Genomic DNA, 23,961 nt, shown 5'->3' with positions numbered 1-23,961 from the left:
TTATTACGCCAGTTCTTAGTCCGGCGTGCCGTCGACCACACCTGCGGTGTTATCGATCAGGCTTTTGGTTGCCGTCTGCAGGAAGGCTTCCAATTTCTGCTTCATCTCGGCGGTACGCGGTGCATCCGCAATGATCTCGGCACGTGGATTGGCCCCCAGTTGGTACTGGTACATCTTCGGCGCCATGTCCTTTTCCTTCGGCAGTACCAGGATGTGATCCTGGGTGATGATCGCCGTGGTCTGCTCGCTACCCGAAGGCTTGATCACGCCAAAGCCGGGGTCGCCCTGGGGCAGGTTGAGCAGGTCGCGCCCCCAGCACTGGTGACGCACTTCGCCACCCAGGCGACCCATGATGGTCGGCACGATGTCGACCTGAGTCCCCACGGTGTGATCCAGGGTACCGAATTTTTCCTGGATACCCGGCGCGATCAGCAGCATCGGCACGTTGAAGCGGCCCAGGTCCATTTCCGTGATCTGGCGCTCGTTGCCAAAACCATGGTCGCCCACGATGACAAACAGGGTTTCCTTGAAGTAAGGCTCCTTGCGGGCCTTCTCCATGAACTGCCCCAATGCCCAGTCGGAGTAGCGCATGGCGGTCAAGTGTTCGTTGAGGCTGCCACGGCCGGTGACCGGCTCCACCGGCAAGGGGGTCGGCAAGGCGTACGGGGTGTGGTTGGACAGGGTTTGCAGCAAGGCATAGAACGGCTTGCCGTTTTCACGTGCCTTGAGCTCTACCAGGCCACGGTCGAACATGTCCTGGTCGGACACGCCCCAGGTCGGGTCGGAGAACACCGGGTTGACGAAGTCGTTGCGGCCGACAAAGTTGGTCATGCCCTGGTTGCTGAAGAAGCCTGACTGGTTATCCCAGGCAAAGTCACCGTTGTAGACATACACGTCATCGAACTTACGTGCACTGAGCAACTGCGGCAGGCCCGACAACTTGTGGCTGCCTTCCGGGGTCTGCATCAGGTATTCAAAGCCTGGCAGGTTGGGGAAGCACGCCATGGTGGCGAACATACCCTGGTGGGTGTGGGTGCCGTTGGAGAAGAAGCGGTCGAACAGCAGGCCTTCCTGGGACAGTTTGTCCAGGTACGGCGTGATGTTGCCCGACGCGCCCAGCGCACCGACCGAGTGACCGGCCATGCTTTCCATCAGGATGACGACGACGTTCTTGACCGGCAGGGTCTTGTCGGCAGGCGGCAGGAAATCCCGGCGTACGGCGGCGCTGTCGGCATCCACCAGTTTCTCGTCCGGCATCACCAGCATGTCGCGCACGATCTGCTGCGCCTCAGGCTGCGGCAGGGTGGCCTTCCAGATGTTGTCGCGGTCTTCGGACATACGGCTTTTCGCCGCGGCCACCAGTTGCAGGGTGCCATTGAGGCCCAACTGGTTGGCGAAGTTGGAGTCGGTGGTGTACACGTCGCCCCAACGCATCGGCGGGCCCTGGCGCAGGGTGCCACGGGCGGCCGCGACACAGATCAACAGGCAGACCATGAAGACCGCCGTGCGCAAGTACCACGGCGCCACCTGACGGGTGCCGACATTGCCGCCGCTGAACGGGCCGCGCGGACGAGTGGCACGGTCAGCACCCTTGAATGCCAGGCTCAGCAGCCAGGTGCCGACCGCCCAGGCCAGCAGGTAGCGCACCACCGGGAACCCGTACCAGAGCATGCTCATCACGGTCTTCGGGTCTTCCTTCACGTACTGGAAGACCAGGCCGTTGAGGCGCTGGTGGAACTCGCGGTAGAAGTCCATCTCCATCAGGCCGAGGAACAGCGCGATGCTCGAGACCACTGTCAGCCAGAGCCGGAACAGGCCACGGGCCGCCATCGCCCGAACGCTGAACAGCGACAGCAGCAGCGGGATGCTGAGGTAGACCACCAGACGCAGGTCGAAACGCAGGCCGTTGGCGAAAGCTTCGAGGAAAGTCGAAGCCGGTGTGTCAAGAATCATCTCCCGGTTGTACACCAGCAACGCCACGCGCAGCAGGGAGAGCATCACCATCATGACCAGGGCGCAGAGTAGCGTATACGCCAGATGGGATTTGACGGTCGGTTGCAGCAAGCGATTCGAGGCTCGCTGCTGATTCAGGGCGTCCGTGTTTGACATGTCGTTTTAGGACCCATTGGAAGTTGAAGTTACAAAGAAGTAGCGGCGCCCAGGCCTTCTTATAGCCATGACTTGCGGGAAATGGCCGGGACCTTGCGCGGAGCGCAAATGTTGCCCGATCACCCACGGCATTGCCATTGATTACTCGCCAGCACAGGCGGGACGAGAGCCGGGGATGAAAATCAAGCGGGAGAATTGTCTTGGAGCGGTTGTGAAAATTTCGTGCAACGCATATCTGGAAACACAAAAAAGGGTACTGCGAGCTAACCTGGTCCTGTAACAGCTGCCGAAGGCTGCGTTGGGTTGCATAGCGACCCCCTGCGGCGCTATTGCCAAGTTTAATGAACGTCCTGCGGCCGTTGACGCAGCCTCGCGCTGCTCGACAGCGGCTACGGTTGTTGATGGGGGTTACAGGCGCACGTTACCCCGAGGGCCGGCGATGGCCCAGATGATCAGGCCCAACACTGGCAGCAGCAGGATCAGCAGCACCCAGACGATTTTCATCCCGGTTTGCGCGCCGCTCTTGAGCACGTTGATGATCGCCCAGATATCCAGCGCCAGGATGATCAGGCCAACCAGGCCATTGAAGGTGGAACCCATGGTGTTGCTCCCAATAGAAGGCATTCCCCCCTTAGGATAGCCGGCTCCTGGGAGGGTTCCGTTTTATTGCTGCGGGTTAAACGTGGACGGCTACCTTGAGCGCTTCCAGGGACGGCGCCGCGCTGATCCCGACTTCGCCGCACAACTCCAGGACCCGAGCCACGTCGTTGCCATACACCAGCACCAACTGGATCTCGTCATCGAGCAACTGGCTGAAGTTGAGCAGCGTGTAGCCGCCATTTTCCGGGTTCATGCTGCCCATCTGGATCTGGATCCGGTTGAGCGCGGTCAGCGCCTCGGTCTTGGCCAGTTGCTTGGGCTTGATGTTGAACGCCACCCCCGGGCCGAACGACGCGACGATCTGCGCAAACAGGTCCATGTAGGTGTCGGCCTGGAACAGCACGGTGTCCGGCAGGCTGCCGACCACCACCCACTCGCCCAATGCAATCGGGAAAGTGTCGTCGTAGTTGATGTCCGGATTGGCCGCCAGGAACGCTTGCGGGTCGGCGTACGCCTGCGCCGCCTCATCGGCGATCTGCACGATCTGCGCGTCGCTCATGCAGCCGGAGCTGATTTTACTGATGAGTTCGATGAGTGCGGCTTTCATGGCAAATCCTGTAGCGAGGGAGATTTTCGGCCGCGAAGGATAGCGTATTTAGCGGTAAGTATTCAGCGAAGCTTGCAGCCCTACGCAGCTATCAACCGAGGATCTTCTCCAACTGCGCCGTAGTATCCACCGCGCCCATGGTCTTCGCCGCGTCCAGCGCGGTGATGCCATTGGCGTCCTTGGCCCGGGGATCAGCGCCCTTGCCAATCAGGTAGTCGACGATGGCCGTGCGGTTGAACATCGCTGCCATCATCAGTGCGGTCCGGCCATCAAAGGACGAACCTTCGATCTCTGCCCCGCCGTCAACCAGTGCCGCCACCACCGCCAGGTCACCCTTGAACGCCGCCCCGGCAATCGGGCTCTGGCCGTTGTCGTTGCGAATCTGCGGATCGGCCTTATGTTCCAGCAGCACTTTTACCGCGTCGACATGCCCGTGGTAAGCCGCCAACATCAACAGGGTATCGCCCTTGTGGTTACGCAGGTTCGGCGGCAAGCCCTTGCTCAACAGGGCCGCGAGCATCGCCGCATCGCCTTCGCGAGCCTTGTTGAAAACCTGCTCGGCAAACTCCGCGGCTTCTTCCGGGGTCATCTGGCGGGATTGGTCTGACATTGGTGACTCCACATTCGGTCAATCGATAGGCCGCTAGTGTCCGCAAGCGGCCTGCCCCCTGTCATCCCTTTTTTCTCTCATGCCATCATAGCCACAATCAATAACGGAACTTGCCGCCATGGATATCCGCCAATACCTGCTCGGTGATCTGCACGTAGGTGTCTGAACCTGGCAACCAGGCATAGATCGGATCGTCGCCGGTTTTGCTGGGGTCGAAGGCTTCGTCCTTGAGGCGGGTCTTCTGGTACTTGAAGGTCCCGGTGGTTTCCATTTTGACTTTCACCCGCAGGAACAGCGGTACCGCATAGGCCGGCAGTTGATCGCGGGCGAAACTCAACAGTTCACTGAAATCCAGGGTCGCCAGGGATTCGGCCGGGGTGATCGCCGCCATGCCGGCACGCCCGTTGGTGTTGCTGATCTCCACGCCATAGGCCACCGCCTCGGCGATATGCGGGTGCTGCAACAGGATGTTCTCGACCTCGGTGGTGGACACGTTCTCGCCCTTCCAGCGATAGGTGTCGCCCAGCCGGTCGACGAACTGGGCGTGACCAAAACCGATGTTGCGCAACAAGTCACCGGTATTGAAGTAACGGTCACCCTTTTCGAACACATCGTGCAGCACCACTTTTTCGGTCTTTTGCGGGTCGGTGTAACCGTCCAGCGGTGCCTTGTCGTCGATCTTCGCCAGCAACAGGCCTTGCCGGCCCTTGCCGACTTTCTGCATGAAGCCCGCGCTGTTGCGTATCGGCGCACCGCTGTCGTGGGCGTACTCGACCAATTCCCAGGACATCAGCGAAAAACCGATGGTGTTGTCGAAGTTGAGGATGTTGCTGAAACCGATGTTGCCGTCACTGGCGGCGTACAGCTCACAGATGTGGTTGACCGCAAAACGCCCCTTGAACTCACTCCACACCCCGGGGCGCAAGCCGTTGCCAATTATCTTCACGACCGAATGATCGCGGTCGTTGGTGGCCGGCGGCTGATCGATCAGGTAGCGGCACAACTCCCCCACGTAACCGATGGTCGTGGCCCGGTACTTGCGCACATCGTTCCAGAATTGGCTGGCGCTGAACTTGCGACGAATGGCGAAACCCGAGGCGCCGCAGATGGCTGAGCCCCAGCACACGCACAGGCCGGTGGCGTGGTACAGGGGCAAGGTGCAATAGACGACATCGTCCGGGCCCATATCCAGGGCGATCATGCCGAAGCTGGCACTGCTGCGCATCCAACGCCCGTGCTTGAAGACCCCGGCCTTGGGCAACCCGGTGGTGCCGGAGGTGTAGATGTAGAAGCACGGGTCGTCGAGAAACACCTGCTGGCTACTGGGCGGGTTCTCGCTGGAGCACTCGACACACGCGGCCATCAGGTTGCCGAAACCGGCAGGTGCTTGGCCGCTAAGCCGGGAGCAATCCTGGTCAGCCACCCACCAGGTGCGGGTTTCGTCGATAGAGACCTGCTGGCGAATCGCCGAATAGGCCTGGACCAACTCCCCGCCCACCACGATGGCCGCCGGTTTGACCAGGTTGATACTGTGCAGCAGCGCTTGCTGGGTTTGCGACGTATTGAGCATGGCGCTGATGGCACCGACCTTGGCCACCGCCAGCACCGTCACCAGCAGCTCTGGACGGTTCTCGATGAACACCCCGACCACGTCGCCCTTGCCAATGCCCTGGGCCAGTAGGTGATGGGCGATACGGTTGGCCCACTGGTTGACCTGTGCATAAGTCAGGGCCACGCCACCGTGCAGCAAGGCGGGACCATCCGGGTTACGAGCGGTCGCCTGCTCGAAGGTGAACGCCAGGCCACAAGGCTGGTCCGGCTGTTTGACGTTGGCGACCTTGAGGCCCTTGATCACCCGGGGCAGGGCTTTGACGATCGACGGCAACTTACGGAGCATCATGCTCCAGGTAATTGTGTCGTGCTGCGTGCTGCTCATGGTTGCTCCCGTTCGACCCTCTGCGGCGGGCCTGTATTGTTATTGTCGGGCGAACATGCAATCGAGGCGTTCGGGCAACTTCATCCCTGGATGAGACACAACGGAAAACCTCTGTTTAACGGCAAAAAAGTACGCCAGGGGTTCTGTCGCTGTACACGCGGTTTTTGAAATGTTTTGTATCCGGCCCACGCCCGCTGCCGCTGCCGCCAGGCGGGCCCGCAAACGGCTGCGTCATCTCGCAAAATGCAGGATGCACGATGGCCATTCATGCAGAATGCACGAATCCGAAAAATTCACTTTTTATTATCTGATTGATTTATAAGGGTTTTTTTAGATAGCAGTACTGGCACAATCGCTGCAACTACCCCTCCATGATTGCCATTCATGTGCACACGGAGCTGATAGACATGAGCCTGATCCAAGAAAAATTTACTTCCCTGTTCTCCAACTTCGACGTCACCACCCAGGCGCGCCCGGATGGCGGCATTCTGCTGACCTTGCGCAGCAGCGAAGGCAAAGTCTTCAAACGCTCGATTTCCTACGCCCAATTGCATGCTGGCGATCAATTGTCCTGGGTGATCAGCGCGATTCGTCGCGACCTGGCGGAACAAGCCAGTGAGTTGCCGCACATTTCCATGCTGCAGAGCCAACAACGCTTTGCCCTGCCGACCTATCACTCGATGTAATCGAAGCGGGTCGTTGCCAGCTATCTTTGGGCCGCCTGACACTCCGTCAGGCGGCCTTTTTTTAGCTCAGCATCCCGCGTTTGGCCGCCTCACCCACCGCTTGCGCGCGATTGCTGACCTGCAGCTTGGCGTAGATGTTGGCCAGGTGAAATTTCACTGTGGCCTGGGAGATCGAGCGGATCACACTGATTTCCCAAACGGTCTTGCCGCGCTTGGCCCAGTGCAGGATTTCCAGCTCCTTTTCGCTCAGGGGCTTGCCTGCCCGATCCGCACGCCGGCGCTTGACCGGCTTGACTCCCGGCCCGGCATCACCCGTTGCACTGTCCATTACCTTTCTCCTGGTGATCGTCCATGCCCTGCGCTCGAACGGTGATCGTCCGGGCCAGTGGTTGAGTGTCAGAAAGAAAGAGTTACATAGAGGGCGGATTAAACAAGCGCATGAACACTGAATCAGTCATCACTGACTCAGCAATAGGCAACGTCCTACGCGCTGTGCAAGGCAAGCCCGGATGGCACGCACCACACCAGCGTTTAATTCCATGGAGCGCATCCGGTCGAAGTTTAATCGTCCAACGGCGGGAAGTCCCCGGCGATGCCCCCTGGGGTGATATGGGCCAGCGGTTCCAGGGCAGTGCGGAACAGGCCAATCGCGACAAAATGCGGCCGCTCGCCCATGTCGAACCAGTGCCGAGTACCGGCTGGCACCAGGATCAGGTCGTTTTTCTCACAGAGCACGGCGTACACATACTCGCCGATGTGCAGGTTGAACAGGCCACGGCCGGCAACAAAAAACCGTACGTGGTCTTCTTCAAAATGCTGTTCTTCCAGGCGCCTGGCCTGTGGTTCGGCGGACGGTTGCTGTTCGCTGCTGACACTGATGACCTGCACTCCCAGGTAACCGCGGTCGGTCATCAGTTGATCGAGCGGCCCCTGGTAGGCGGCCACCAGTTCTTCGTCAGTGGCACCCGGCTGCAGCTTCACCGCTGCCTGCCAACGGTCGAATCTCACGCCCTGTTCGGCCAGGGTCGCGGTGATGTCGTCGAAGTGGGTCAGGACCTTGTTCGGCAGGTCCGGGCTTGAAACGTGGTAAACCGACAGGCTGCTCATTTCGGCAACTCCTCTTGCATGCGTGTGGCAATGATAACGGCTGCCGCCAGCGCGGCGAGGCTTGCAATACTAAAGGTGAAGGTGGCGCCCAGGGCACTCCAGCTGTAGCCGGCGTACAACGCCCCCAGCGCGCCACCGGTACCGGCCAGTGCCGCGTAGAGCGCCTGGCCCTGACCCTGCTGGCGCGGGCCGAAACTGCGTTGGACAAAATGAATGGCCGCGGCGTGAAAGCTGCCAAAGGTGGCCGCGTGCAGGAGCTGCGCAAACAGCAGCACCCAGAGAAACTCGGCGAACGAACCCAGCAGCAGCCAGCGCAACGCGGCCAGCAGGAAGCTGGCCAGCAGCACCCGGCGCACTGAAAACCGCGCCAGGATCCGGCTCATGAACAGGAACATCAAGACTTCGGCGACCACCCCCACCGCCCAGAGCATGCCGATCACACCACGGCTGTAGCCCAGGCGCTCCAGGTGCAGGGTCAGGAAGGTGTAGTACGGCCCGTGGCTGAGCTGCATCAGGCCCACGCAAGCATAAAATGCCAGCACTCCCGGATTGCGCAATTGCTTGACGAAGCCTTCCCCCGCCAGTCGATTACCGGGCGCTGGCTGGGCGTTGGGCACCCACAGGCTGCTGATGATGATCCCGGCCATGATCACCACCAGGGTCACCGGGTAGATGTCCAGGCTCAACCATTCGAACAGCCGACCCAACGCAACCACCGCGATAATGAAGCCGATCGAGCCCCACAGGCGGATCTGGCTGTAGCGCGAAGCCTGGCCTTGCAGGTGCGCGAGGGTGATCACTTCGAACTGGGGCAGCACCGCGTGCCAGAAAAACGCGTGCAGGGCCATGACCATTGCCAGCCAGGCGTAGCTTTTGCTGACGAAGATCAGGCAGAACGTCAGCAGCGTACAGACCGCGCCAAACCGCACGATGGCCAGGCGCCGGCCCGTGTAGTCACCCAGCCAGCCCCAGATATTGGGCGCGACGCAGCGCATCAGCATCGGGATGGCCACCAGCTCGCCAATCCGCGCAGGCGAAAACCCCAGGTGGTCGAAGTACAGCGCCAGGAAAGGCGCTGTCGAACCGAGCAAGGCGAAATAAAACAGATAGAAGCTGGAAAGCCGCCAGTACGGGAGCGCCGCCACGGCCATCAGACCGCAGCGACGTCAGGGCCCGGCTTCACAGCTGGCCCAACACCGGGGTGCTGACACGCACGTCGGCGTTTTGCCCGCGATGGCGCAGCAGATGGTCCATCAACACAATGGCCATCATCGCTTCGGCAATCGGCGTGGCACGGATGCCGACGCACGGGTCGTGGCGGCCCTTGGTGATCACGTCCACCGGGTTGCCGTGGACATCGATCGAACGGCCCGGGGTGGTGATGCTCGACGTTGGCTTGAGCGCCAGGTGGGCGACGATCGGCTGGCCGGAAGAAATGCCACCGAGGATGCCGCCGGCGTTGTTGCTGAGGAAACCTTGTGGGGTCAGCTCGTCGCGGTGTTCGGTACCGCGCTGGGCGACACTGGCGAACCCGGCGCCGATTTCCACGCCCTTGACCGCGTTGATGCTCATCAGCGCATGCGCCAGCTCGGCATCGAGGCGGTCGAAGATCGGCTCACCCAGGCCCGGCTTCACGCCTTCGGCGACCACGGTGATCTTGGCGCCGACCGAATCCTGGTCACGGCGCAGCTGATCCATGTAGGCCTCGAGCTCCGGCACCTTGTCCGGGTCGGCGCTGAAGAACGCGTTCTGCTCCACCGACTCCCAGCTCTTGAACGGGATTTCGATCGGGCCCAACTGGCTCATGTAGCCGCGAATCACGATGCCCTGGGTGGCCAGGTACTTTTTCGCAATCGCCCCGGCCGCCACGCGCATGGCGGTTTCGCGCGCGGAACTGCGACCGCCGCCGCGGTAATCGCGTTCGCCGTATTTGTGGTGGTAGGTGTAGTCGGCGTGGGCCGGGCGGAACAGATCCTTGATCGCCGAGTAGTCCTTGGACTTCTGGTCGGTATTGCGGATCAGCAGGCCAATGGCGCAGCCAGTGGTACGGCCTTCGAACATGCCGGAGAGGATTTCCACCTCGTCGGCTTCCTGGCGCTGGGTGGTGTGGCGGCTGGTGCCTGGCTTGCGTCGGTCGAGATCGCGCTGCAGGTCGTCCAGGGACAACTCAAGACCCGGCGGGCAGCCGTCGACAATGGCGACCAACGCCGGACCATGGCTTTCGCCCGCGGTGGTGACAGTGAACAGCTTGCCGTAGGTATTGCCGGACATGCAGGGCGCTCCGTGAAATCGCTGAACTAAGTGCGCGCCAGTATACGCAGGCTCACTCAGTAGTTCATCCTCGAACCTTATGGGTGTCTGCGAGTCCAACCGACACCTTGTGAATGATGGCGTGATGATGCTGCGAGTTATAGCCTTGAGCCTTACCCTGATGACCGGTCTGTTGTGCAACTTCGCGCAGGCCACGGTCCTGCAACGCCCGGTCAGCCTGGATACCGGCAGCGGCGAGCTGTTTGGCTCGATGCTGCTGCCCAAGTCCGACACCCCGGTACCGGTGGTCCTGATCATTTCCGGCTCGGGCCCCACCGATCGCAACGGCAATAACCCCGAGGGCGGCAACAACGACAGCCTCAAGCGCCTGGCCTGGGTGCTGGCCAAACACAATATCGCCAGCGTGCGCTACGACAAACGCGGCGTGGCGGCGAGCCTGGCAGCCACCCCGGACGAGCGCAACCTGACGCTTGACGCCTACGTGGCCGATGCCGTGGCCTGGGGCAAGCAACTCAAGAGCGACCCGCGCCTGGGGCCGCTGATTCTGCTGGGACACAGCGAAGGGGCGCTGGTGGCTACCCTCGCCGCCCCCCAGGTGGACGCCGCCGGCCTGATTTCCCTGTCCGGCAGCGCGCGCCCGGTGGACCAGGTGCTGCGTCAACAGTTGAGTCATCGCCTGCCGCCGCAGTTGCTGTTGCGCAGCAATGAACTGCTGGACAGCCTCAAGGCCGGCCAGGTGGACAGCAACGTGCCACCTGCACTGCAAGTGATCTTCCGCCCCAGCGTGCAACCCTACTTGATCAGCCTGTTCCGCCAGGACCCGGCCGCTGCGTTTGCCCGCGTGCAAATACCGGCGTTGATCATCCAGGGCAGCCATGACATGCAGGTTGGCGTCGGCGATGCGCAAATGCTCAAGGCCGCCAAGCCCGACGCCCAGTTGGCGGTGATCGAGGGCATGAACCACGTGATGCGCATCGTGCCCAACGACCTCAAGCGCCAGGTGGCGTCCTACAAGGATCCGCAGTTGCCACTGGCGGCAGAACTCGGCACGCGGATTCTTGGCTTTATTGATGCCATTGCTCGAAGTTAGCCCGGTTTTACCCTCCAGTCCTGCGCAAATCGGCCGATAAGCCAATGTCGACAGCCCATTGTCTGTCGACAAGCAGCGCTTGGACAGGATCTCGCCGTTATGACTGATACCCACAAATCACCCGACACCACGCCCGATCCAACGGCCCCCGAAGCGGCGGAACAGCCGTGGGCGGACGTGGAGGCCGAGCACCGGCGGATGCTGCGCCTGGCGCCGTTGAAAACCGACCGCAGCACCGGGGGACGGCCGTTGCGTTTTGTCGAGTTCGGCTATGCCGAGCGCAACAACCAGGAGCGCAGCCTGTTGCGCCTGAGCATCACGCTCCCGGGCCAGCGGGTGCGCAAGGAGCAGAACCACCTGGATGTCTGGGTCGACCACGAGCAACGTCGCGTGCACTTCGGCCCCGACACCGGGGTGCAGATAGAGCCGTTGAACCGTGGCATCGGGCGTTTTCTCGCGGCCCAGGGCATTACCTGGGCGAAGAAAAAGTGGGCGAGCTACAGCTTTGATGCCATGGACTTGAGCAACAAGGATGCCCTGGTCGAAGACACCCGCCTGCGCCGCGACCACTTTTTGCGGGTGCATGGTTTTGACGTGGTCTACGCCGACGCCCAGCATTTGAAAGGCAGCGTCAAGGCCGGCAAGGTCGGTGACCTGCTGGGCGACTGGAACACCGAGAAGTTGCAGTTCGTGGACATCCTCGAAGCCGCGCAGATGTTGCAGCAGGCTGAGCAGAACCTGGCCGAGCAGGAAGTCAAACTGCAAAAGCAGGAAGAAATCGTCAGCAAATTCAAACGCGAAGAAACCGGATTGCGCTTCACCATCACCTGCCTGGTGGCGTTCTCAGTGTTCCAGGCCGGTTTGCTGATCTGGATCGCGACGCACCGCTGAGCACCTGAATGTCAATCGCAGGCGCCGGCCTATAGGAGCCCGGCTTGCCCGCGAAGGACGTCGGGGTCAGGTCCGTGATGCAAACAGCGCCTGGTGTTCACGGCATTGCTCGGCACTGAGCATGAACACGCCGTGACCGCCGCGTTCGAATTCCAGCCAGGCAAAATCGACTTCCGGGTACAGCGCCTCGACGTGTACCTGGCTGTTGCCCACCTCGACAATCAGCAAACCTTTCTCGTTCAGGTGATCAGCCGCCTGCGCGAGCATCCGTCGCACCAGGTTCAGGCCGTCTTCGCCACAGGCCAGGCCCAGTTCAGGCTCGTGCTGGAACTCGTCGGGCATATCGGCAAAGTCTTCGGCATCCACGTAAGGCGGATTGGACACGATCAAGTCGAAGCGCTGGCCAGGCAAACCATCGAAGCCATCGCCCTGGACCGTATACACCCGCTCATCGACGCCATGGCGCTCGATATTCTGGTTGGCCACCTCCAGGGCTTCGAACGACAAGTCCGCCAGCACCACTTCAGCGTCCTGGAACTCGTCGGCACAGGCGATGCCGATACAACCGGAGCCGGTGCACAGGTCGAGAATGCGCGCCGGCTCGCTGTCCAGCCAGGGGGCGAAGCGTTTTTCGATCAGTTCGCCAATCGGTGAACGCGGGATCAACACGCGCTCATCGACGATGAACGACATGCCGCAGAACCAGGCCTCGCCCAGCAGGTAGGCGGTGGGGATGCGGTCTTCGATACGACGCTTGAGCAACCGCTGCAGGTTGACCAGTTCGTCGTCTTCGAGCGCGCAGTCCAGGTAGCTGTCGGCAATTTCCCACGGCAGGTGCAACGCCCCCAGCACCAGTTGACGGGCTTCATCCCAGGCGTTGTCGGTCCCATGGCCGAAAAACAGATCCTCCCCATGAAAACGGCTGACGGCCCAACGAATGTGGTCGCGCAAGGTGCGCAGACGGGAAGTGATCACGGGGTAAACTCCTGAAAAAACGACCGGGGATTCTAACAGCCTAAACCTGCCCCGACGATCAATGAAAAAAACCCTGGGTGAATGTAGGATCTATCCGGTTTTTCAGCTTTTGGTTGAACATCCGGTCAGCTCTTGACAGGCTGCAGCCCAGCAACGACGGTGCCTACGATGGTAGCGATTCACAGAAGCGCTCAGCCAGAGGACAATGTCGCAAAAGCCCCACTCGAAGGAGCCCCAGAATGTCCGTTCCAAAGACGATGTTTCAACTCAGCGGTCGTGGTTACGCGCCAGCCAATCTGGCCCACGCGACACTGGTGATCATCGATGCACAAAAAGAATACCTCAGCGGCCCGCTGGCCCTGACCGGCATGGCCGAGGCTGTGGCCAACATCCAGCAATTGCTCGCAGCAGCCCGGGCCGCGGGACGGCCGATCGTCCACGTGCACCACCTGGGCACCGTCGGCGGCCTGTTCGACCCCCAGGGCGAGCGCGGTGAGTTCATCCCCGGCCTCGAACCCCTGAGCGACGAAACCCTCATTGGCAAGTTGCTGCCCAGTGCGTTCCACGGCACGACCCTGGAAAAACGCCTGCAGGACCTTGGCTCCCTCGACCTGATCGTCTGCGGCTTCATGAGTCACTCCAGCGTCAGCACCACCGTGCGCGCGGCCAAGAACCTGGGCTTTCGCTGCACTCTGGTCGAAGACGCCTGCGCCACCCGGGACCTGCCCTACAAAGGCGGCGTGCTCACGGCCGAACAGGTCCAGCAGACCGAAATGGCGATCATGGCCGACAACTTCGCCACCCTCGCCCAGACCAAAGAGCTGATCTGATCGCCCGCCGATGAGCGGCGCTTATCGCCGCTCATCCGCAAAAGACTCTCATTTCCTCTATTTGCCTTAGCCTCAGGAACAACCCGGTCAACTCCCGGTCGAAGGGCCGATACCCATTGAGGAAGGTCGGAATGAAGATATCCGATGGATTTGACGCTCGCCGCTTGCGCCCCAAAGGGCCACGCAACTGGCGTTATCGTTTCGGCGCTGCATTCGCCGCCCTGCTCGCCACCCTCGGTGTGCTGCTGGCAATGGCCGGTGCTGCCAGCCTGCTGGGCCATACGCCCGCGCTGGGTGAACTGAACGCCAGCCCGCTGGGCTCGGCGATCATCCTGGCGATTGGCCTGTTGCTGCTCTACCTGGGTGTCGCGTTCTGGCGTCGCTGCCGCCGTCGCATGCGTCAACCTCGCGAACTGAACATGGCCCCGCACTTGATGAAAAAGCATGACTGAGTCGTGCGCGACGCGTTTTGCCGCGCCCGATTCACCTCGACTTGGGTAAACTGGCCGCCCTTCGCGGAGGCTGACATGCAAGACGACGATTTTTCCCTGTTCAAAAGTGCGATCCAAGGCGTCAAGCCGATCAAGCACGACCGCGCCGAAACCGGTAAGCCCAAGGCTGACCGGGCGCAAATTGCCAAGCTGCGCCAGGCAGCGACCATTCGTACCGACGTGGCGGCTGTGGACGGCCTGTCCGACCAGTTCGTGATCGATGTCGGCCCGGAAGACGAGTTGATGTGGGCACGTGACGGGGTCCAGGAAAGCCAGATGCGCAAGCTCAAGATCGGGCAGATCCCGTTCGAAGGCAGCCTCGACCTGCACGGCATGAACGTGGAAAAGGCCCGCGAGACGCTCTGGGCATTTCTCGCCGAAGCGACAAAATTCGAAATCCGCTGCGTGCGCGTCACCCACGGCAAGGCCGTGCGCCTGGATGGCAAGCGACCAATGATCAAAAGCCACGTCAACACCTGGCTGCGCCAGCATTCGCAGGTCCTGGGCTTCACCTCCTGCCAGGCCAGACACGGCGGCGCCGGTGCAGTGTATGTGATGCTCAAACGAACCATGATGGAAGGCCGCGACGAGTAAAGCTGATGCGTCACGCTTGCAGCGCCGTGTCCGCCACCGTACCCTTGCCCTTTGCGTAAAATCCCACAGGTAGTTTCATGTCCCTGGAACAGAATTACACCGCGATTCTCGGCCAACTGGGCGAGGACGTGTCCCGCGAGGGTCTGCTCGACACGCCAAAGCGTGCCGCCAAAGCCATGCAGTACCTTTGCCGCGGTTATGAACAGACACTTGAAGAAGTCACCAACGGTGCCTTGTTCAGCTCCGATAACAGCGAAATGGTACTGGTCAAGGACATCGAGCTTTACTCGTTGTGCGAACACCACCTGCTGCCTTTCATCGGCAAGGCGCACGTCGCCTATATTCCGAGTGGCAAGGTCCTGGGCCTGTCGAAAGTCGCGCGGATCGTCGATATGTACGCCCGCCGCCTGCAGATCCAGGAAAACCTCAGCCGCCAGATCGCCGATGCGGTGCAGCAAGTCACCGGCGCGCTGGGCGTGGCGGTGGTGATCGAGGCCAAGCACATGTGCATGATGATGCGCGGTGTGGAGAAACAGAATTCGTCGATGATCACCTCGGTGATGCTGGGTGAGTTCCGCGAAAATGCGGCCACCCGCAGCGAGTTTCTCAGCCTGATAAAGTAACACGCGACACCCGGAAAACCGGCGTTCATCGCCGGTTTTTTTTCGCCCGTGAAAAATCAGGTAAGCTGCGCGCCATTCCCATTTGCCCCGTGAGGCTTACATCGTGTTCGTCAAAGCGCTTCGTGTCGGCCTCGGCCAGTTGATCATCTTCATCGACTTCATCACCCGTCCAAGTAAAAAACAGCGCCCTGCCGCCGCCCAGGCCCAGGTCGAGGCTGCGGCCAAGGGCCTGACCCTGTACCAGTTCCACGCGTGCCCGTTCTGCGTGAAAACCCGCCGCACCCTGCGCCGCCTGAACGTACCGGTGACCCTGCGCGACGCCAAGAACAACGAGCAGGACCGCCAGACCCTGCTCGAGCAAGGCGGCAAGATCAAGGTGCCGTGCCTGCGCATCGACGAAAACGGCCAGACCACCTGGATGTACGAGTCCAAGGTGATCATCGATTACCTGGACCAGCGATTCGCCGCGGCCTGATCATTGCCCCTCACGCCGCCTCGCGCGCCTGTCCCTCGCGTACCACCGCGGCCAACCGCTTGAGCCCTTCATCCAGACGCGCCGGGTCGATGTGGCTGAAGTTCAGCCGCAGGTGACCCAGGTGGCGATCCGGGTCGGGGAAGAACGGTTCACCCGGCATGAACGCCACATCATTGGCCAATGCAGACTTGAGCAAGGTCCGGGTGTCGAGCGGCTGCTTGAGGGTCAGCCAGAAAAACAGACCACCCTGCGGCAGTTCCCAGTCCGCCAGTTCGCTGAAATGCTTTTGCAGCGCCGCCTGGAATCCATCGCGCCGAACCCGGTAGAAGTCCCGCAGCTCGCTCAGGTGATCACGCAAGCGCTCAGTACCGATCCACTGCAAGGCCTGCCACTGGCCGACACGGTTGGTGTGCAGGTCCGCCGACTGCTTGAGCCGCAGCAAGTGCGGGAACAGGTCCGGACTGGCAATCAGGTAGCCGACACGCAAGCCCGGCAGCAAGGTCTTGGACACGGTGCCGGTGTAGATCCAGCTCGCCCGCTGCAAGCGGCTGACAATCGGTGTGGCGCTGGCGCCATCGAATGTCAGCTCGCGGTACGGTTCGTCCTCGATCAGGGTCACGCCGAACTCATCGAGCAACGCCGCCACCCCCTCGCGCTTGGCCTCGCTGTAGCGCACCGCCGAGGGGTTCTGGAAGGTTGGGATCAAGTAGATAAACGCCGGCCGGTGTTGTTCCAGGCGCGCCCGCAGCTTCACCAGGTCAGGACCGTCGGCCTCCAACGGCACGCTCAGGCAATCGGCACCGAACAACTGGAAGATTTGCAGCGCTGCCAGGTAGGTCGGCGCCTCCAGCAGGATCGGTGTGCCGCGGTCGATGTACAGCTTGGCCGCCAGGTCGAGGGTCTGTTGCGAACCGCTGACCACCAGCACCTGGCTCGCCTCACAGGGCACGCCGAGAGCTCGCGCCTCTGCCGCCAGCGCTTCACGCAGTGCCGGCTCCCCTTCGCTCATGCCGTATTGGCCCAGGGACACTGGCATATCGGCCCACTCCACCTTCGGCAGCATGGCTTCGGCAGGCAGACCGCCGGCAAACGACATCACTTCCGGGCGCTGGGCCGCGGCGAGGATTTCACGGATCAAGGAACTTTTAAGGCGCGAGACACGTTCGGAAAAAGCCATGGGGGTCACCGGTAGCAAAGGCCTGGAGAATTAAGTCAAACTGGTTGACCGAAATTACGCCAGCCCGGATAGATACGTCAATATGCTTGACCTTAAAAACCAAAGCACCCAGCAAGCTGCCATGGAAGCCTTCTTCTTCGGCTACCAGGCCTTCACCGCCAAAGCCGATGAAATGCTCGAACGCCGCGGCCTGAGCCGGGTGCACCAGCGCATTGTGTTTTTCATCGCCCGCTACCCGAGTTTGAGCGTCAAGGAGTTGCTCGCGCTGCTGGGCGTCAGCAAACAGGCGCTGAACATGCCGTTGCGCCAATTGCTGGAAATGCACCTGGTGGACAGCGTGGCGGCCGTGGACGACAAACGTAAGCGCCTGCTGCAACTGACCAGCGAAGGTGTGCGCTTCGAAGCGGCGCTGCGCCGCGAACAGGTGAAGTTGCTCGAGCGCGTGTTTGCCGAGGCGGGTGAAGCAGCGGTGGATGGCTGGCTGGCGGTAAACAAGGCCCTGGGGCAAACCCACGCGCTCGCAGACTGAGCCCTTAGTCTGCATCCAGGCGATATATCCCTATCGCCAGTTTTTTCGTCGACAAAATCAAAAACATTATTTGCTTTATTTGTATACAAAAGCATAATTCGCTTCGTGCGAGTTCCTGACCAAGCGGTCAACAAATTCGCAAGTGCCTCAAAGAGCCGCGACCCACCTCTGTGTCCGGCCCTGGAAATAACAATAAAACTCTTGAGGAGTACTCGCTGTGGAAAGCCGCAAATCCGAAGCATCGACGCTGGACCTCTCGCCGCCCTTACGCACCGGCTGGCTGGAGCGCCTGTTTAAACTCAGCGTGCATGGCACCACGGTGAAGACCGAACTGATCGCCGGCCTGACCACCTTTATCACCATGGCCTACATCATCTTCGTCAACCCGAACATCATGGCCGACGCCGGCATCGATCACGGCGCGGCCTTTGTCGCCACCTGCATCGCTGCAGCGCTGGGCTGCCTGTTGATGGGACTGTACGCCAACTGGCCAGTGGGCCTGGCCCCAGGCATGGGCCTGAACGCATTCTTTACCTACACCGTGGTCGGGACCATGGGCTACAACTGGGAAACCGCACTGGGCGCGGTGTTCGTCTCCGGTGTGTTGTTCATGATCCTGACCTTCTCGCGAATCCGTGAATGGCTGCTCAATAGCATTCCCGTGAGCCTGCGTTATGCCATGGGTGCCGGTGTCGGCCTGTTCCTCGGACTGATCGGCTTGAAGACCGCCGGCATCGTGGTCGACAGCCCGGCCACCCTGATCAAGCTCGGCGCCCTGCACGAGCCGGGTCCGCTGCTGGCGGCCATCTGCTTCCTGATGATCGCCATCTTGAGCTATCACCGGGTCTTCGGCGCCATCCTCATCAGTATCATCACCGTGACCCTGGCCGGTTGGGGCCTGGGCCTGGTGCACTACGGGGGCATCATGTCCGCCCCGCCGAGCCTGGCGCCGACCTGGATGGCCATGAACGTCGCCGGCGTGTTCAACGTCAGCATGATCAGCGTGGTGCTGGCGTTCCTCTTCGTGCACATGTTCGACACCGCCGGGACCCTGATGGGTGTCGCGCAACGGGCCAACCTGGTGGGTGAAGACGGCAAAATCGAAAACCTCTCCCGCGCGATGAAGGCCGACAGTGCCTCCAGCGTATTTGGCGCGGTGGTCGGCGTGCCTCCAGTCACCAGCTATGTGGAAAGTGCCGCGGGTGTTGCTGCAGGTGGTCGCACCGGTCTTACCGCGGTGACCGTGGGCGTGCTATTCATTGCCGCGATGTTCTTCGCTCCGCTGGCAGGCATGATTCCAGCGTACGCCACCGCCGGTGCATTGATTTACGTGGCGATGCTGATGATGGGCGGCATGGCGCACATCGAGTGGGACGAGGCCACCGACAGCATTCCGGCGATCGTTACCGCGATCATGATGCCCCTGACCTTTTCGGTCGCCGATGGCATCGCGCTGGGCTTTATCACGTACGTGGCCCTGAAAGCCGGTACGGGCAAGTACAAGGAAATTTCTGTCAGCCTGTGGGTTCTTTGCGCGATCTTTATCGCCAAGTTCATTTTCTTGTAAGCGTTTCGAGTTTCACCCAGCCTCACCCCGTCGGGTGGGGCTTTTGCACACATGGAGGAAAGTGATGAGTCTGGAAACCTGGCTGCTGTTCAGTGGCGCCGCCCTGGTCGTAATCCTGATCCCGGGCCCCTTGTCGTTATTGATGATCAGCAACAGCCTGAACTACGGTTTACGCCGCTCTTACCCGGCGTTTCTCGGTGGGGTATTTGCCTCGATCTGCCTGCTGAGCGCCTCGGCCCTGGGCCTTGGCGCGCTGCTGCTGGCCTCGGAACAACTGTTCAGCGCCCTGAAGATCGTCGGCGCCCTGTACCTGTTCTACCTCGCCTGGCAGAGCTGGCAGCAATCCCGGCAACCGGCTCACGCCACCGAAGTCCCCCAGGCGGCAGCCGTGCCGCGCTTTCGCGCACTGTTCGGGCGCGCCTTTGTGCTGGGGGCGAGCAACCCCAAGGACATCCTGTTCTTTGCCGCCTTCCTGCCCCAGTTCCTCAGCGCACAGCAGCCGTTCCTGCCGCAGTTGCTGATCATGATCGTCACCTGGACCCTGCTTGACCTGTGCTGCAAGCTGGCCTACGGCCTTGGCGCCCATGGGGCCGCGCGCTACCTGCGCAGTGGCAAGGGGCAAAGCTGGTTCAACCGGATCAGCGCCGGCTTGTTCAGTGGCGCCGGCGCGGCCTCGCTGTTGAGCCGCTAACAGCAAAAAGCATCGCTAGCAGGCTAACCTGCTAGCGATGGCGTCAGCACCGGCGCCACATTTTTCCAGGGCGAAAAAAAGCCCGCAGTGTGAGCGGGCGAAAGACCAAAGAAGCTTTTTGCGCAGATTCTTGGGGGATCTAGCTTCCTCTGTAGGTCGAATAGCTGTACGGCGAGATCAGCAGCGGCACATGGTAGTGATCCTGCTCGGCCGAGATGCCAAAGCGCAGTACCACCACATCCAGGAACGCCGGCTCCGGCAACTGGACACCGCGGGCGCGGTAGTAGTCGCCGGCATGAAACTGCAACTGATAGACCCCGGACCGGTAGTCATCGCCTTGCAACAAGGGCGCATCACAACGGCCATCGCTGTTGGTCAGTGTGCTGGCGACCCATTCCAGCTGCGCCCCCTCAACGCGGTACAACTCGACCTTGATCGAGCTGCCCGGGCAACCGTGTGCTGCATCCAAAACGTGAGTAGTCAAACGTCCCATTGATTCTGCGCGCCTGCCCGCATGTACGGCAGCCAGGCCTCGCGCCTCCCGAAGTCAGTTGAAAAGGAGACCGCACCCTTTCGGAGCACGAAAAGCTGCGGCGAGGAGCTGATTAAGACACTTTCAATAAAAATTGTACACAATAATAATCACTTTTTCTCCCAAGGCTTCCCGCCTCCCCGTCTCGCCTCGTTTATCCGCAAAACCACAGCCAACAACGACCTCCAATCCACGAGTTGACCAGTCAGGCAGGTTTCTTGCAGGAACACTTGAAGACGGAAGTGAGTGAAAAATGGAAAAAATCAGGCTTACAAAGCGCATATAAAGTTGTATACAATCACTCCATCGCTGTGACGCCAGCCTGTCACCTCACCACCAGGCCGCCACACCACCCCTTATCGCGAATAAGCAAACTCGAATAAGAAGGAAGACTGCAGTGAGCGCTGACTACCCACGCGACCTGATCGGTTACGGCAGTAACCCTCCCCACCCACACTGGCCGGGCAATGCCCGCATCGCCCTGTCCTTCGTGCTCAATTACGAAGAAGGCGGCGAGCGCAACATCCTGCACGGCGACAAAGAATCGGAAGCCTTCCTCTCGGAAATGGTCTCGGCGCAACCGCTGCAGGGCGAGCGCAACATGAGCATGGAGTCGCTGTACGAGTATGGCAGCCGTGCCGGCGTCTGGCGGATTCTCAAGTTGTTCAAGGCATTCGACATTCCGCTGACCGTCTTCGCCGTGGCCATGGCCGCCCAGCGCCACCCGGACGTGATCCGCGCCATGGTCGAGGCCGGCCACGAGATCTGCAGCCATGGCTATCGCTGGATCGACTACCAGTACATGGACGAAGCGCAAGAGCGCGAGCACATGCTCGAAGCCATCCGCATCCTCACCGAAATCACCGGCGAGCGCCCACTGGGCTGGTACACCGGCCGCACCGGCCCGAACACCCGGCGACTGGTGATGGAAGAAGGCGGTTTCCTCTACGACTGCGACACCTACGACGACGACCTGCCCTACTGGGAACCGAACAACCCTACCGGCAAGCCGCACCTGGTGATTCCCTACACCCTGGACACCAACGACATGCGTTTTACCCAGGTCCAGGGTTTCAACAAGGGCGACGATTTCTTCGAATACCTCAAGGATGCGTTTGACGTGCTCTACGCCGAAGGCGCCGAGGCGCCGAAGATGCTGTCGATCGGCCTGCACTGCCGCCTGATCGGCCGTCCGGCGCGCCTGGCTTCGCTCAAACGCTTTATCGAATACGCTAAAAGTCATGAACAGGTGTGGTTCAGCCGCCGCGTCGACATCGCTCGCCACTGGCAACAAACCCACCCACACCCCGGGGCGTCGAAATGACCACCTTTCAAACGCTGAAACCTTCGAGCCTGAGCCGTGACGCCTTCGTCAGCGCTTTCGCCGATATCTACGAACATTCGCCATGGGTGGCCGAAAAGGCCTTCGACCTGGGCCAGGACCCGACGATCGATGAGATCGAGACCCTGCACCAGCGCATGAGCGACATTCTGTTGAGCGCCGATCACGCAAGCCAGCTTGCGCTGATCAACGCTCACCCGGACCTGGCCGGCCGTGCGGCCGTCCAGGGCCAACTGACCGAAGCCAGCACCCATGAACAAGCCGGCGCCGGTATTCACCAATGCACGGCCGAAGAGTTTTCTCGCTTCACCGAGCTGAACGACGCCTACAAAGCCAAGTTCAAGTTTCCCTTCATCATGGCGGTAAAAGGCAGCAACCGGCATCAGATCCTCGCAGCGTTCGAAACGCGCATCCACAACCCGGTCGACACCGAGTTCAAGTGCGCGCTGGCGCAGATTAACAAGATCGCCCTGTTCCGCTTACTGACCCTATAGCAATCCCGGCCCAGGCTGGCTCATGAACGCCGAGACAGCCGCGGGGCCGGGCAAGCATCCCAAGCCAACCAATTAAAGGCAGACAAGAAGAATGAACGCTTACGCCGTACCTTTCGAGAAGTTCGTCAACCTGGCAGACGCCCGCCTGGGCACCAAGATCATCTCGGTCACCGATGACTGGTTCGCCGACGCCAACCGTCTGTTCCAGCCAACCCCGGCCGTATGGAAGGAGGGCGTGTTCGATGACAACGGCAAGTGGATGGACGGCTGGGAGTCGCGCCGCAAGCGCTTCGAAGGCTACGACAGCGCTGTGATCCGCCTGGGTGTACCAGGCTCGATCAAGGGTGTGGACATCGACACTTCATTCTTCACCGGCAACTTCCCGCCCTCGGCCTCCCTCGAAGCCTGCTTCCTGGCCTCCGGCGAGCCGGACGAAAACACCCAGTGGACCGAAGTCCTGTCGGCTGTCGAACTGCAGGGCAACAGCCACCACTTCCACGAAATCAACAACGACCAGTCGTTCAGCCACCTGCGTTTCAACATCTACCCCGATGGCGGTGTGGCCCGTCTGCGTGTGTACGGCATTCCGTTCCGCGACTGGTCGGCCGTTGGCGACAACGAGCAGGTTGACCTGGCTGCCGCCCTGAATGGCGGTCGTGCCCTGGCCTGCTCCGATGAACACTTCGGCCGCATGAGCAACATCCTCAACCCGGGCCGCGGGATCAACATGGGCGATGGCTGGGAAACAGCCCGTCGCCGTACACCTGGCAATGACTGGGTGATCGTCGCCCTGGGCCACCCGGGCGAAATCGAGAAAATCGTCGTCGACACCCTGCACTTCAAGGGCAACTACCCAGACACTTGCTCGATCCAGGGCGCGTTCGTCAAGGGCGGTACCGACAGCCAGATCGAAACCCAGTCGTTGTTCTGGCGCGAACTGTTGCCGGCACAGAAGCTGGAAATGCACGCCGAACACACCTTCGCCGAGCAGATCAAGGCCCTGGGCCCGATCACCCACATCCGCCTGAACGTATTCCCGGACGGCGGTGTGAGCCGCCTGCGCGTTCTCGGCAAGGTAGCGAAGTAAGCGCTGAGGCCAATCGCGAGCAAGCTCGCTCCCACATTTGAAATGCATTCCCCTGTGGGAGCGAGCTTGCTCGCCATGGCAATAGAACCAACAACACAGAATTCGGATAAGAAGACCAGCATGCGCACATTGACGATTGAACCCCTGACCAAAGAAGCCTTTGCCCCTTTCGGTGACGTGATCGAAACCGACGGCAGCGATCACTTCATGATCAACAACGGTTCGACCATGCGCTTTCACAAACTGGCGACGGTGGAAACCGCCACGCCAGAGGACAAGGCGATCATCAGCATCTTCCGCGCCGACGCGCAGGACATGCCGCTGACCGTTTGCATGCTGGAGCGCCATCCGCTGGGCAGCCAGGCTTTCATTCCGCTGCTCGGCAACCCCTTTCTGATCGTGGTCGCGCCCATTGGCGATGAACCTGTATCAGGCTTGGTCCGCGCCTTCGTCACCAACGGCAGGCAGGGCATTAATTACCATCGCGGCGTCTGGCACCACCCGGTGCTGACGATCGAAAAGCGGGATGACTTCCTGGTGGTTGATCGCAGTGGCACAGGCAATAACTGCGATGAGCATTTTTTCAAAGAGGATGAGCGTTTGATCCTCGCCCCCCACCAATAAGAGAAGGTCTGATCACTCGACGA

Annotated in this window: 27 protein-coding genes; 15 read left to right on the top strand and 12 right to left on the bottom strand. The window is 60.9% G+C overall.

Annotation, left to right across the window (positions count from 1 at the left end; all coding sequences use genetic code 11):
• Positions 1-15 precede the first annotated feature (15 nt).
• The 5 genes from AACY45_RS01180 to AACY45_RS01160 form a co-directional block, all read right to left on the bottom strand.
• Entirely contained in the window at positions 16-2,109 is a 2,094-nt protein-coding gene (locus AACY45_RS01180; RefSeq protein ID WP_339543763.1) for an LTA synthase family protein, read from the bottom strand.
• Between the two features lie 408 nt (positions 2,110-2,517).
• Positions 2,518-2,709: a PLDc N-terminal domain-containing protein gene (locus AACY45_RS01175; RefSeq protein WP_339543762.1), complete on the bottom strand. Its 192-nt coding sequence runs from the start codon at positions 2,707-2,709 to the stop codon at positions 2,518-2,520.
• 76 nt (positions 2,710-2,785) lie between these two features.
• A complete protein-coding gene (locus tag AACY45_RS01170) occupies positions 2,786-3,316 on the bottom strand; it encodes a hypothetical protein (protein WP_339543761.1) in 531 nt (176 codons plus the stop codon).
• 91 nt (positions 3,317-3,407) lie between these two features.
• Positions 3,408-3,926, bottom strand: a complete 519-nt coding sequence (locus AACY45_RS01165) for an ankyrin repeat domain-containing protein (protein ID WP_339543760.1) — start codon at positions 3,924-3,926, stop codon at positions 3,408-3,410.
• A gap of 97 nt (positions 3,927-4,023) precedes the next feature.
• Positions 4,024-5,862 carry a long-chain-acyl-CoA synthetase gene (locus AACY45_RS01160; RefSeq protein WP_339543759.1) on the bottom strand — a complete coding sequence of 613 codons (1,839 nt, stop codon included), beginning with the start codon at positions 5,860-5,862 and terminating at the stop codon, positions 4,024-4,026.
• A gap of 407 nt (positions 5,863-6,269) precedes the next feature.
• Here AACY45_RS01160 and AACY45_RS01155 point away from each other — a divergent pair, with 407 nt between their 5' ends.
• Positions 6,270-6,548, top strand: a complete 279-nt coding sequence (locus tag AACY45_RS01155; RefSeq protein ID WP_339543758.1) for a DUF3509 domain-containing protein — start codon at positions 6,270-6,272, stop codon at positions 6,546-6,548.
• Positions 6,549-6,609: 61 nt separating this feature from the next.
• Here AACY45_RS01155 and AACY45_RS01150 read toward each other — a convergent pair whose 3' ends face one another.
• The 4 genes from AACY45_RS01150 to aroC all read right to left on the bottom strand — a co-directional run bounded on the left by AACY45_RS01150 (position 6,610) and on the right by aroC (position 9,926).
• Positions 6,610-6,876, bottom strand: coding sequence for a helix-turn-helix domain-containing protein (locus tag AACY45_RS01150; protein WP_339543757.1), 267 nt, complete (start codon positions 6,874-6,876; stop codon positions 6,610-6,612).
• A 233-nt stretch (positions 6,877-7,109) separates the two neighbouring features.
• Positions 7,110-7,655, bottom strand: a complete 546-nt coding sequence (locus tag AACY45_RS01145) for an acireductone dioxygenase (RefSeq protein ID WP_339543756.1) — start codon at positions 7,653-7,655, stop codon at positions 7,110-7,112.
• A complete protein-coding gene (locus tag AACY45_RS01140) occupies positions 7,652-8,806 on the bottom strand; it encodes an MFS transporter (RefSeq protein ID WP_339543755.1) in 1,155 nt (384 codons plus the stop codon). Before AACY45_RS01140 ends, AACY45_RS01145 begins: the two co-directional genes overlap by 4 nt.
• A 28-nt stretch (positions 8,807-8,834) precedes the next feature.
• Positions 8,835-9,926, bottom strand: coding sequence for a chorismate synthase (aroC, locus tag AACY45_RS01135; protein ID WP_339543754.1), 1,092 nt, complete (start codon positions 9,924-9,926; stop codon positions 8,835-8,837).
• A gap of 79 nt (positions 9,927-10,005) precedes the next feature.
• Between aroC and AACY45_RS01130 the strand changes: the two genes are divergently transcribed.
• Together AACY45_RS01130 and AACY45_RS01125 are read left to right on the top strand one after the other, a co-directional pair.
• Positions 10,006-11,016 carry an alpha/beta hydrolase gene (locus AACY45_RS01130; RefSeq protein WP_339543753.1) on the top strand — a complete coding sequence of 337 codons (1,011 nt, stop codon included), beginning with the start codon at positions 10,006-10,008 and terminating at the stop codon, positions 11,014-11,016.
• Between the two features lie 99 nt (positions 11,017-11,115).
• The gene (locus tag AACY45_RS01125; protein WP_339543752.1) at positions 11,116-11,907 is read left to right on the top strand and encodes a hypothetical protein; all 792 of its coding nucleotides are present in this window, start codon (positions 11,116-11,118) and stop codon (positions 11,905-11,907) included.
• 66 nt (positions 11,908-11,973) lie between these two features.
• On the opposite strand, the gene prmB is transcribed toward AACY45_RS01125, so the two are convergent.
• Positions 11,974-12,882 (bottom strand): 50S ribosomal protein L3 N(5)-glutamine methyltransferase, encoded by a 909-nt coding sequence (gene prmB / locus AACY45_RS01120; RefSeq protein WP_339543751.1) that lies wholly within the window; start codon positions 12,880-12,882, stop codon positions 11,974-11,976.
• A gap of 239 nt (positions 12,883-13,121) precedes the next feature.
• Here prmB and AACY45_RS01115 point away from each other — a divergent pair, with 239 nt between their 5' ends.
• The 5 genes from AACY45_RS01115 (at position 13,122) to AACY45_RS01095 (ending at position 15,895) form a co-directional block, all read left to right on the top strand.
• Entirely contained in the window at positions 13,122-13,712 is a 591-nt protein-coding gene (locus tag AACY45_RS01115) for a cysteine hydrolase family protein (RefSeq protein WP_339543750.1), read from the top strand.
• 131 nt (positions 13,713-13,843) lie between these two features.
• Positions 13,844-14,164 carry a hypothetical protein gene (locus AACY45_RS01110; RefSeq protein WP_339543749.1) on the top strand — a complete coding sequence of 107 codons (321 nt, stop codon included), beginning with the start codon at positions 13,844-13,846 and terminating at the stop codon, positions 14,162-14,164.
• A gap of 75 nt (positions 14,165-14,239) precedes the next feature.
• The gene (locus tag AACY45_RS01105; RefSeq protein WP_166591624.1) at positions 14,240-14,797 is read left to right on the top strand and encodes a Smr/MutS family protein; all 558 of its coding nucleotides are present in this window, start codon (positions 14,240-14,242) and stop codon (positions 14,795-14,797) included.
• Positions 14,798-14,874: 77 nt separating this feature from the next.
• Positions 14,875-15,420 (top strand): GTP cyclohydrolase I FolE, encoded by a 546-nt coding sequence (gene folE / locus AACY45_RS01100; protein WP_003204506.1) that lies wholly within the window; start codon positions 14,875-14,877, stop codon positions 15,418-15,420.
• Between the two features lie 103 nt (positions 15,421-15,523).
• On the top strand, positions 15,524-15,895 hold the full coding sequence (locus AACY45_RS01095; protein WP_339543748.1) for a glutathione S-transferase N-terminal domain-containing protein: 372 nt from the start codon (positions 15,524-15,526) through the stop codon (positions 15,893-15,895).
• A 10-nt stretch (positions 15,896-15,905) separates the two neighbouring features.
• On the opposite strand, the gene AACY45_RS01090 is transcribed toward AACY45_RS01095, so the two are convergent.
• Positions 15,906-17,072, bottom strand: coding sequence for an aminotransferase-like domain-containing protein (locus AACY45_RS01090; RefSeq protein WP_339543747.1), 1,167 nt, complete (start codon positions 17,070-17,072; stop codon positions 15,906-15,908).
• Positions 17,073-17,154: 82 nt separating this feature from the next.
• Here AACY45_RS01090 and AACY45_RS01085 point away from each other — a divergent pair, with 82 nt between their 5' ends.
• The 3 genes from AACY45_RS01085 to AACY45_RS01075 all read left to right on the top strand — a co-directional run bounded on the left by AACY45_RS01085 (position 17,155) and on the right by AACY45_RS01075 (position 19,859).
• Positions 17,155-17,601, top strand: coding sequence for a MarR family winged helix-turn-helix transcriptional regulator (locus AACY45_RS01085; protein WP_339543746.1), 447 nt, complete (start codon positions 17,155-17,157; stop codon positions 17,599-17,601).
• A 217-nt stretch (positions 17,602-17,818) separates the two neighbouring features.
• Positions 17,819-19,168, top strand: a complete 1,350-nt coding sequence (locus tag AACY45_RS01080; protein ID WP_339543745.1) for an NCS2 family permease — start codon at positions 17,819-17,821, stop codon at positions 19,166-19,168.
• A gap of 64 nt (positions 19,169-19,232) precedes the next feature.
• Entirely contained in the window at positions 19,233-19,859 is a 627-nt protein-coding gene (locus AACY45_RS01075) for a LysE family translocator (RefSeq protein WP_095167942.1), read from the top strand.
• Between the two features lie 139 nt (positions 19,860-19,998).
• Here the strand turns inward: AACY45_RS01075 and uraH are convergent, their stop codons facing one another.
• Positions 19,999-20,352, bottom strand: a complete 354-nt coding sequence (uraH, locus tag AACY45_RS01070) for a hydroxyisourate hydrolase (protein WP_339543744.1) — start codon at positions 20,350-20,352, stop codon at positions 19,999-20,001.
• 436 nt (positions 20,353-20,788) lie between these two features.
• Here uraH and puuE point away from each other — a divergent pair, with 436 nt between their 5' ends.
• From puuE to AACY45_RS01050, 4 genes are all read left to right on the top strand, one after another.
• The gene (puuE, locus tag AACY45_RS01065; RefSeq protein WP_339543743.1) at positions 20,789-21,715 is read left to right on the top strand and encodes an allantoinase PuuE; all 927 of its coding nucleotides are present in this window, start codon (positions 20,789-20,791) and stop codon (positions 21,713-21,715) included.
• Positions 21,712-22,227, top strand: coding sequence for a 2-oxo-4-hydroxy-4-carboxy-5-ureidoimidazoline decarboxylase (uraD, locus tag AACY45_RS01060; RefSeq protein ID WP_339543742.1), 516 nt, complete (start codon positions 21,712-21,714; stop codon positions 22,225-22,227). Before puuE ends, uraD begins: the two co-directional genes overlap by 4 nt.
• Positions 22,228-22,318: 91 nt before the next feature.
• Positions 22,319-23,314: an allantoicase gene (alc, locus tag AACY45_RS01055; RefSeq protein ID WP_339543741.1), complete on the top strand. Its 996-nt coding sequence runs from the start codon at positions 22,319-22,321 to the stop codon at positions 23,312-23,314.
• Between the two features lie 120 nt (positions 23,315-23,434).
• A complete protein-coding gene (locus tag AACY45_RS01050) occupies positions 23,435-23,938 on the top strand; it encodes an ureidoglycolate lyase (RefSeq protein WP_339543916.1) in 504 nt (167 codons plus the stop codon).
• Positions 23,939-23,961: the final 23 nt, after the last annotated feature.

Origin of the sequence: Pseudomonas sp. RA_35y_Pfl2_P32 (assembly GCF_963970735.1) — a bacterium.
In the GTDB taxonomy this organism is placed as follows: Bacteria; Pseudomonadota; Gammaproteobacteria; order Pseudomonadales; family Pseudomonadaceae; genus Aquipseudomonas.
This window is presented reverse-complemented; position numbering and strand designations above follow the sequence as displayed.

Bases quoted from the DNA above. Each gene is read 5' to 3' on its own strand.
- AACY45_RS01180 (WP_339543763.1), bottom strand. From the start codon at position 2,109: ATGTCAAACACGGACGCCCTGAATCAGCAGCGAGCCTCGAATCGCTTG.
- AACY45_RS01175 (WP_339543762.1), bottom strand. From the start codon at position 2,709: ATGGGTTCCACCTTCAATGGCCTGGTTGGCCTGATCATCCTGGCGCTG.
- AACY45_RS01170 (WP_339543761.1), bottom strand. From the start codon at position 3,316: ATGAAAGCCGCACTCATCGAACTCATCAGTAAAATCAGCTCCGGCTGC.
- AACY45_RS01165 (WP_339543760.1), bottom strand. From the start codon at position 3,926: ATGTCAGACCAATCCCGCCAGATGACCCCGGAAGAAGCCGCGGAGTTT.
- AACY45_RS01160 (WP_339543759.1), bottom strand. From the start codon at position 5,862: ATGAGCAGCACGCAGCACGACACAATTACCTGGAGCATGATGCTCCGT.
- AACY45_RS01155 (WP_339543758.1), top strand. From the start codon at position 6,270: ATGAGCCTGATCCAAGAAAAATTTACTTCCCTGTTCTCCAACTTCGAC.
- AACY45_RS01150 (WP_339543757.1), bottom strand. From the start codon at position 6,876: ATGGACAGTGCAACGGGTGATGCCGGGCCGGGAGTCAAGCCGGTCAAG.
- AACY45_RS01145 (WP_339543756.1), bottom strand. From the start codon at position 7,655: ATGAGCAGCCTGTCGGTTTACCACGTTTCAAGCCCGGACCTGCCGAAC.
- AACY45_RS01140 (WP_339543755.1), bottom strand. From the start codon at position 8,806: ATGGCCGTGGCGGCGCTCCCGTACTGGCGGCTTTCCAGCTTCTATCTG.
- aroC (WP_339543754.1), bottom strand. From the start codon at position 9,926: ATGTCCGGCAATACCTACGGCAAGCTGTTCACTGTCACCACCGCGGGC.
- AACY45_RS01130 (WP_339543753.1), top strand. From the start codon at position 10,006: ATGGGTGTCTGCGAGTCCAACCGACACCTTGTGAATGATGGCGTGATG.
- AACY45_RS01125 (WP_339543752.1), top strand. From the start codon at position 11,116: ATGACTGATACCCACAAATCACCCGACACCACGCCCGATCCAACGGCC.
- AACY45_RS01115 (WP_339543750.1), top strand. From the start codon at position 13,122: ATGTCCGTTCCAAAGACGATGTTTCAACTCAGCGGTCGTGGTTACGCG.
- AACY45_RS01110 (WP_339543749.1), top strand. From the start codon at position 13,844: ATGAAGATATCCGATGGATTTGACGCTCGCCGCTTGCGCCCCAAAGGG.
- AACY45_RS01105 (WP_166591624.1), top strand. From the start codon at position 14,240: ATGCAAGACGACGATTTTTCCCTGTTCAAAAGTGCGATCCAAGGCGTC.
- folE (WP_003204506.1), top strand. From the start codon at position 14,875: ATGTCCCTGGAACAGAATTACACCGCGATTCTCGGCCAACTGGGCGAG.
- AACY45_RS01090 (WP_339543747.1), bottom strand. From the start codon at position 17,072: ATGGCTTTTTCCGAACGTGTCTCGCGCCTTAAAAGTTCCTTGATCCGT.
- AACY45_RS01085 (WP_339543746.1), top strand. From the start codon at position 17,155: ATGCTTGACCTTAAAAACCAAAGCACCCAGCAAGCTGCCATGGAAGCC.
- AACY45_RS01075 (WP_095167942.1), top strand. From the start codon at position 19,233: ATGAGTCTGGAAACCTGGCTGCTGTTCAGTGGCGCCGCCCTGGTCGTA.
- uraH (WP_339543744.1), bottom strand. From the start codon at position 20,352: ATGGGACGTTTGACTACTCACGTTTTGGATGCAGCACACGGTTGCCCG.
- uraD (WP_339543742.1), top strand. From the start codon at position 21,712: ATGACCACCTTTCAAACGCTGAAACCTTCGAGCCTGAGCCGTGACGCC.
- alc (WP_339543741.1), top strand. From the start codon at position 22,319: ATGAACGCTTACGCCGTACCTTTCGAGAAGTTCGTCAACCTGGCAGAC.
- AACY45_RS01050 (WP_339543916.1), top strand. From the start codon at position 23,435: ATGCGCACATTGACGATTGAACCCCTGACCAAAGAAGCCTTTGCCCCT.